The organism is Vibrio sp. 10N.222.46.A1 (genome assembly GCF_041473595.1).
GTDB classification, from domain to species: domain Bacteria; phylum Pseudomonadota; class Gammaproteobacteria; order Enterobacterales; family Vibrionaceae; genus Vibrio; species Vibrio tasmaniensis_A.
This window is the reverse complement of sequence record NZ_JBFRSN010000363.1, coordinates 1-7,767: the sequence shown is the minus strand read 5'-3', so window position 1 is coordinate 7,767 and position 7,767 is coordinate 1. Positions and strand designations below refer to the sequence as shown.

The following is a 7,767-nucleotide window of genomic DNA, read 5'->3' as shown; positions in this document are numbered from 1 at the left end:
GTACGCTAGGTCTTGGTATCGAACGCGAGACTTTCGGTTCAGCTTTAAATGTTAAGATGGTTGCTGCGAAAGATGAGTGGAACTCTGATGACAACGTAAACGTGGCTGGATACACAGTTGTTGATTTGACTGCTTATTACCGCCCTGTCACGGATTTAACCTTGCGAGCGGGTCTATTCAACGCATTAGACAAAAAATATTGGCTGTACAATGACATGTCAGGCCGTGGGCACGATTCTAAGTTCAACACCGATATTAAGTCTCAACCGGGTCGTAACTGGGGTATATCTGCAAACTACGAGTTCTAACTGGTTAGAAATCTAGTTCGTTGTAGAGCTAAGTTTATTAAAGGCCTAGGTCATTAAAGATCTAGGTCGTTCCAGAATAAAGCCATACAAAAAAATACTGTAGAAACTAAAAAGCCAGCTTACGATAAGCTGGCTTTTGTTATTTCACTAAAAGTTGTATCAAAAAGGGGTAAAGTGAAATTATTTCTCTGCCATTTCTTTCTTTACCATTACTGCTGCAGCAATGATGAAAGTGATGATTAGGCCTAGTTCCATGATTAACTCCAAAGAAAATTAACATTAAACATATAATTCGCGAGCATGATAACAACAACCGATACAGAATGATACTTTTTAACCACCAAATCACTTTTTATTCGATTTAGATCAAAAAAGATGCCCTAGAGCATCTTTTTGTACGTTAACTATTCATGAAATCACTCAATCAACCAGGGAAACCATCAGGATTTGTTGATTGCCAGCGCCATGTATCTTCAGTCATTTCAGCCAATGTGCGTGTCGCATTCCACCCCAGTTCTTTCTGAGCTTTCGCTGGGTCGGCCCAACACTCTGCGATATCTCCTAGACGGCGCTCAACGAGTTTATAAGGTATCGCTTGACCGCTCGCTTTCTCGAAGGCTTTAACCATATCTAATACACTTGAACCGTTGCCAGTACCCAGATTATAGATGTGAAGACCGTCTTTACGCCCTACTTTCTCAAGTGCTGCAATGTGTCCATCAGACAGATCCATAACGTGGATGTAATCACGAACACCAGTGCCATCCTTTGTTGGGTAATCACTACCAAATACAGATAGGAATTCACGTCGGCCAACTGCAACTTGAGATACAAATGGCATTAGGTTGTTTGGAATACCACTTGGGTCTTCACCGAGTTCACCACTTGGGTGTGAACCTACGGGGTTAAAGTAACGTAATAACGTAATGCTCCAATCGGGGTTAGCCTTTTGGAAGTCAGTTAAGCACTCTTCAACCATGAGCTTGCTACGACCGTAAGGATTGGTTGCGCTTGTGGGAAAATCTTCTGTGATAGGAACACTAGCAGGATCGCCATAAACCGTTGCTGAAGAGCTGAATACTAATATTTTTACGTCAGCGTCACGCATTGCATCGACAAGGACTAACGTGCCATTTACATTGTTATCGTAGTATTCGAGAGGTTTGGTAACAGATTCGCCAACCGCTTTCAGGCCCGCAAAATGAATAACAGCTTCAATATTGTGTTGCTTCATGGTTTCAGTTAAAAGCGCTTTATCACGAATATCACCTTCAATGAAATCAGGACGAACGCCAGATACTTTTTCGATACGTTCTAAAACGCTTGGTTTACTGTTATACAAGTTATCGAAAAGTACAGGTGTCATACCTGCGTTAATCATCTGGATACTTGTGTGGCTACCAATGTAGCCCATGCCACCTGTAACTAAAACATTCATGTTTAGCGGACCTTTTAATTAAAAACACTCAACCTACCTCTTATGATACAACAGCTTAGGGTTGAGTCACAAACGCCTATGGCAGATACACCGCACGAGAGAACGAAAACTGACCTTTACCTTGAATTTCACTTAGACGTACACCTCAGCGCCAACCTTCAGAATTACATCAATGTCGCCATATGATTCATCACCTTACGTTTGCTCCCTAAACCGGAAACAAAATAGATGAAGCGCTGTTTGTCGAACACTTGTTTTTCAATTATCTTTAACCATAGTTTCTATACGTCATTGATGAAAGGAAGCATTTTTCACAATCCATTCTTTAGCGGGTTTGATACATGCCGTGACCTCATAGTAAATGCAGTTCTTGGTGTCGAAAATTTGAGTTAGGTCACTGTTTATTTATGGTATTTATAAGACCGTCATTACTCACCTCAACGTAAAGGGTTAGCACCACGTGACAACGAAGATTTTGCTTAATTGCGACATGGGAGAAAGTTTCGGCAATTGGAAGATGGGCGATGACGAGTCGGTCATGGAATGGGTCGATATGGCAAACATCGCTTGTGGCTTTCACGCGTCTGATCCGCACGTTATGTCTAAGACCATAAAACTGGCGCAGTACTATCACACCCAAATTGGTGCCCACCCTGGTTATCAAGATTTAGTTGGGTTTGGTCGCCGTTCTATTCCTCATACCATGGACGAGATCAGTGAGCTAGTTTGTTATCAAGTCGGTGCACTACAAGCGCTGTGCCGCTATCACCACACCTCTGTTGGCTATGTGAAACCTCATGGCGCCCTTTACAACGATATGATGGCGAACATTGATGTGTTTAATGCCGTTGCCCAAGCCGTCGCTGAATTTAACATCCCCTTGATGATTCTCTCTTCATCAGACAATCAACAGTATCTAGATATTGCTGACGATCATGACTTACCCCTCTTGTTTGAAGCGTTTGCCGACCGTGCATACTTGAATAATGGGCAGTTATCGCCGCGAACTCAAAAAGGCTCGGTTTACGTCAACCAAGACGACATCTACAACCAAGTCATGCAAATCATTAACTACGGTTCAGTCACGACCATTGAAGGTGAAAGACTGCCTATTGAAGCCGATACCATTTGTGTTCATGGTGATAACCCCCAATCCATCGCATTAATTAGAAAAATCAGACAAGACCTCAACGCTTTTAACTAATATGAAGCGTGTGATTGGTATGACGCATGGCCTTATCGCTCGCCTTACGAGCACCTAACCAATTGCTCGTAAGGTCTAATTGCTTTGTATTGGTTTGGACACGGAAGTTAGAAACGCCAAATAAGCAAATAAGCAAATAAGCAAATAAGCAAATAAGCAAATAAGCAAATAAGCAAATAAGCAAATAAGCAAATGAAAGACACTAAGTAAATCAAAGGCAAGTAAAAGTATGGAAACGAAATGACGACGAATCAAATTGAATTCAATATAGCGCCAGTCGCGGAATGCAGCGTTTTGGTGACCTTGACGCTATCGCCTTCAAATAATCAATCTAGCGCCGAATATGCGCAGTACATGGCTCATTTTTCCGATGCTATTCGTCAACACTTAGCATCTGTATTGATGAATGTGACACCGGCTTACCAAACAATATTGGTCGATTACTTACCTTATAGAATTTCAGAACATCAGCTCATGGAACAACTCAACTCTTTGTTGAGTCATGCTATTTCGTCCTTCTCTAGTGTTAGTAAAACGCGTAACACTATCGAGCTTCCCGCTTATTACTCACCAGAAACAGCACTCGACTTAGACCGATATCAAGCCAAAGGCATGTCGCTAGATGAGATCATTCAACATCACACCTCACAGACTTACAGCGTCAGTGCCATTGGGTTTACGCCTGGCTTTGCGTTTATGTCTGATGTAGTCAACGAGCTTGCTTTGCCTCGTCATTCAACCCCACGCTTAAGTGTGCCGAAAGGCAGTATCGCCATCGCGGATACGAAAACGGCGGTGTATCCTTCGGACTCACCGGGCGGTTGGAATATTATTGGCAATTGCCCACTCGCACTGTTTGATCACAGCCAATTAAAGAACGCTGATACCACGCAAACGCCGCTGTCTCTGCTTAATGTCGGTGATACGGTCCGTTTCATCGCGATTTCAAAACAAGAATTTGTTGAGCTTAAGTTTATGGATATTAGTGGAGGTGTCGCTAATGGCTAAGACAAACGCTAAACCAACACTGACAGTACTTAAGCCGGGGCCAATGAGTTTGATTCAAGACTTCGGACGATTTGGTGTTGCTCATCTCGGGTTGACACAAGGCGGCCCTGTTGATGATTACTCGTATAGCTGGGCCAATCACCTGCTCGGAAACCCAGTCAACCGAGCAGCGTTGGAAATCACGCTTGGGCAATGTGCGTTACGTATCGATTTTGATTGCGAAATGGCGTTGTGTGGTGGCGATTTACAAGCGAAGCTCGATGGCAAACCACAGTCTAACTGGCGTACTTTTCAAGCTTTTGCAGGGCAAGTTCTCTCATTTGGTTTACCTAAAAATGGTCTAAGGGCGTATTTAGCCGTTAAGGGGGGCTTCGATGTTCCATCAACTCTTGATAGCTGTTCAACAGTGACTCGTGAAAAAATTGGTGGATTAACGCAAGATGGAGAGCCATGCCAGCAAGGGCAACACATTGCTTTTACCCAACACCAACTCTCTCGCTCGTTTAAAGCGTTGAGTGTCACCTTCCGATACACGCCTAATTACAACCTACCCGTGAACCTGCGAGTGATTGAAGGCTATCAAAGCGAGTTGTTCACTGGTTCAGCAAAAGAGACTTTGTATAACGCACAGTATCACGTTGACCAAAATTCAAATCGCATGGGCTATCGACTCAGTGGTCAATCGGTTGATTCACCTGATATTTCGCTATTGTCTGAAGGTATTGCCTTAGGTGCGATTCAAATCCCCCAAGATGGGCAACCTATTGTGTTGCTTAATGACAGACAGACTATTGGTGGCTATCCGAAGATTGGATGTGTTGCCAGAATCGATTTGCCGCGCTTAGCACAAGCCAAACCTGGACATAAAGTCTCGTTTAGTAAAGGCGATCGCTTAGGATTACAAGATGTTTGGTGCCAATGGGCTCAGTTTTTCGGCTATTAGTTTTTGCTCTGTAGCTAAAAGTAATTGCCTAGAGATATAGTTCGGTTGGTTTTCGGTATATTAGCTGGCGTTTGAATGAAGGTTCGGCTTACCTGTCAAAGTAAGCCGAATTGAAGATGTTTAGCGTAGTAGATTATGACTGAGTATTAAGCGTGATCTTGGCCTGATACCTTTGCAAGGGCTTCTGGGTATCCGCGTTCTTGTGTCAAATCTATCGCTTTATTCTCAATATTCTTTAGATTAAGTGACATTGTCACTGAGTGTGTATTTTCAATCGATACTGACTCTGCGACATCAAACCAATGCTCAGCGACCTTTTGCGCTGCCTCTAAGGTTGAAGATGCTTTGACTACTTCAAGTCGAGCATAGCGATCACCACAGAATGACACGTCTGAAGCTCTTAAGCTCGGATCGGTTCCCGGAATCTGCTGTGCACCGAACAAAGGCTTACCACCTACCAGTGCAGAGCTAAAACTTGGGATGAACTGAGACATATGCGTTATCGCAGCGCGAGTTCTTAATTCGAGCTGCTCTTCACTCCAACCTGATACGATTTTCTTAAGAAGCTTAGAAGGCAACTGAGGCTGTGATGAATCTGTTGATGATGAAACAAGCCCACCCTCAAATAGAGTAATCCCTTCTGTCATACCGTGAAGTTGGAATACACCATCAGCGTACGGTGTTAACTGAGCCATGCCTTGCGGTGTGCCTCTCGGGCCATGGAAGATAACCTCTGGCCACTCTTCCTTACATTCTTGCGAATACGGCCACTGCGTAACGTATGCGGCTTTGAACTCAACAAGCCTTTGTTGCTTAGAACCGACAAAGTCATCCACGATGCCCGTTTCAAAGCCACTTGCATTAATCAAGTAGTCGGTCGTTAGGTGACAGCTTTGGTTCTCAGCGTCTGTATAAGTCAAAGACCAACCTTGCTCTAACGATTCAACAGATTGTAATCGGCTGTTGGTTAACACGGTACAATTAGATTGTTGCCCCAAAGAGAGTTGAGCGGTTGCAGATAAGCGGAATACGCTCCAGCCATACTCTTGAACCATAGCAACAGGATACTTAAGGGTTTCTAGATCCGTATGTTTAGCGAAAGGAATACACCATTCATCAAGCGATGTTGGTTTCAGAGGCTGTGTTTGAGCAGCAAGTGCTAGTAACTCTTCTTTACTATACAGCTTGTAATACTCTTCCGGTTTACCAAGCACTTGGTTGCTTTTATCTTGATTAACAAGCTCAGCATAAGCGTTCTTGATTATCTTTAGGCGCGGAAGAAGATCCAACGGCTCTCCACCATCACTGTGTGGAACAGCGATAATTGTCGGACGAATATTGATAGTATGGGGAAACAAGCGGACGGTATCAATTGACTGAGTGAGCAACTGAAGACACTGCTCTACAGAAATATCTCGATACAAATTGCCACCAGCATGCAGATGGCAAATTGGTGGACCATTAACCAAACTCGGTCCTTTTTCCAAAATAGTGACCTTATAACCCAACTCACTAAAATGAATTGCGCTCGTCGTTCCGGCAATACCACCACCAACAATGGCAATAGAAGGCTGATTTGTATCCGTTTTGTTGTGGTTCATCGTGTTCTGTAGAATATGATTAACTGCCGCTATTCTACTTTTGTTCTGCTACGAATTAAAACACATTTTTATCAAGGTCTTAGATAGGCAGTATTTAATATCTATGTAAAAAACCTAAATAATCTCTTGACTCAATAACTCCAGATTGAGTTTTAAAGGTTATTATAACCGTCACATTTGTCCTAAGTGACGCCACATAAAGGCTGCCTCAGTACTCTTAAAACATAGATGTTAACTTATCCCTAAAGTTATCCACCGTTTTTGTGGATAACTGTTGATAACGTTCTTGCTAAGTTGCGCAAACCCTTTGTTTACAGGGACTAACCGCTGTTCATTAAATCGGCATTATTGCGCAATTAGTTTTAAAAAATACTAAAAAATTGGGAAATTAAGGTGCGATGTTCGTAACTTGTGCTACGCATTGGTCAAATAAAAAGCGGTCTAAAGAGACGTCTTATAAATAGTGAACGACTAAGTATAAGTAATTTCACTTTTAGACCGTTTTAAGCATTTGGTTAGATCTTGCTAGCGACTAACCAAAATCCTTGTTTACTGGTGCCAACAAACGTTTGATTAAGCTATTCACTACCGCGGCCAATGTGATAAACGTCAGCACGGGTAGCGCTATCCACAGTATTGGGTGGAGTGAAGGTTCTAACTCAAAGCCAAAGTTCATTACCCCTGCAACACTGAGTTCAGAACCTAGCGCAGCAATTGAGCCAGCTACTAACGCCATCACCCCGTATTCACACCAAATAGTGTTGAGAATACGCTTCTTACTCGCGCCTAAGGTTCGGTACAAGCGTATCTCTTGTTGTCTTTGAGATAAGCTCAGTCGCAACAGAGTGAAGATAAGCAATAGCCCCGCCACTACACCTAACGCGGCAAGTACGGTTATCGACCAAACAATCTGTTTGAGCAACTCTTGGATCTTGCTACCCATTTTACGAATGTCCATCAAACTCACGGTCGGGTGATTTCGAGATAATTCGTTGAGCATTTGGTTGTGTTGCTCTTCTAATCTGAAGCTCACCAACCAAGTAGAAGGAATAGCGCTCAAAACATCGGGAGTAAAAATGAAATAGAAGTTTGGCTTCATTTCACGCCATTCTACTTTTCGGATGCTGTTCACCTTGGCAGAGACGTTCTGGCTGTTGATTGTGAATGAAAGATCATCGCCAATTTTCAAACCAAGTTGCTCTGCGACATCGGATTCCACAGATACGCCCTGCTCTTGTGTCCAGCTGCCTTCTAATACTTCATTG

At 43.1% G+C, this 7,767-nt stretch carries 6 protein-coding genes and 1 pseudogene; 4 read left to right on the top strand and 3 right to left on the bottom strand.

The window, feature by feature from the left end; all coding sequences use genetic code 11:
* Positions 1-308 (top strand): annotated as a pseudogene (locus AB4496_RS11570) (TonB-dependent hemoglobin/transferrin/lactoferrin family receptor); the annotation flags it as partial.
* 424 nt (positions 309-732) lie between these two features.
* On the opposite strand, the gene galE reads toward AB4496_RS11570, so the two are convergent.
* Positions 733-1,746, bottom strand: a complete 1,014-nt coding sequence (gene galE, locus AB4496_RS11565; protein WP_102257726.1) for a UDP-glucose 4-epimerase GalE — start codon at positions 1,744-1,746, stop codon at positions 733-735.
* 460 nt (positions 1,747-2,206) lie between these two features.
* On the opposite strand from galE, the gene AB4496_RS11560 reads away from it, so the two are divergent.
* The 3 genes from AB4496_RS11560 to AB4496_RS11550 all read left to right on the top strand — a co-directional run bounded on the left by AB4496_RS11560 (position 2,207) and on the right by AB4496_RS11550 (position 4,901).
* On the top strand, positions 2,207-2,950 hold the full coding sequence (locus AB4496_RS11560) for a 5-oxoprolinase subunit PxpA (RefSeq protein WP_029223943.1): 744 nt from the start codon (positions 2,207-2,209) through the stop codon (positions 2,948-2,950).
* 240 nt (positions 2,951-3,190) lie between these two features.
* On the top strand, positions 3,191-3,958 hold the full coding sequence (locus AB4496_RS11555; RefSeq protein ID WP_102257725.1) for an allophanate hydrolase subunit 1: 768 nt from the start codon (positions 3,191-3,193) through the stop codon (positions 3,956-3,958).
* Entirely contained in the window at positions 3,951-4,901 is a 951-nt protein-coding gene (locus AB4496_RS11550; protein WP_102257724.1) for a biotin-dependent carboxyltransferase family protein, read from the top strand. The genes AB4496_RS11555 and AB4496_RS11550 overlap by 8 nt, the downstream gene beginning before the upstream one ends.
* Positions 4,902-5,047: 146 nt before the next feature.
* Here AB4496_RS11550 and AB4496_RS11545 read toward each other — a convergent pair whose 3' ends face one another.
* Together AB4496_RS11545 and AB4496_RS11540 are read right to left on the bottom strand one after the other, a co-directional pair.
* Positions 5,048-6,502 (bottom strand): FAD-dependent oxidoreductase, encoded by a 1,455-nt coding sequence (locus tag AB4496_RS11545; protein ID WP_017100549.1) that lies wholly within the window; start codon positions 6,500-6,502, stop codon positions 5,048-5,050.
* A gap of 532 nt (positions 6,503-7,034) precedes the next feature.
* Positions 7,035-7,767 (bottom strand): ABC transporter permease (locus AB4496_RS11540; protein ID WP_372131008.1); only part of this gene is annotated, 733 nt, incomplete at its 5' end.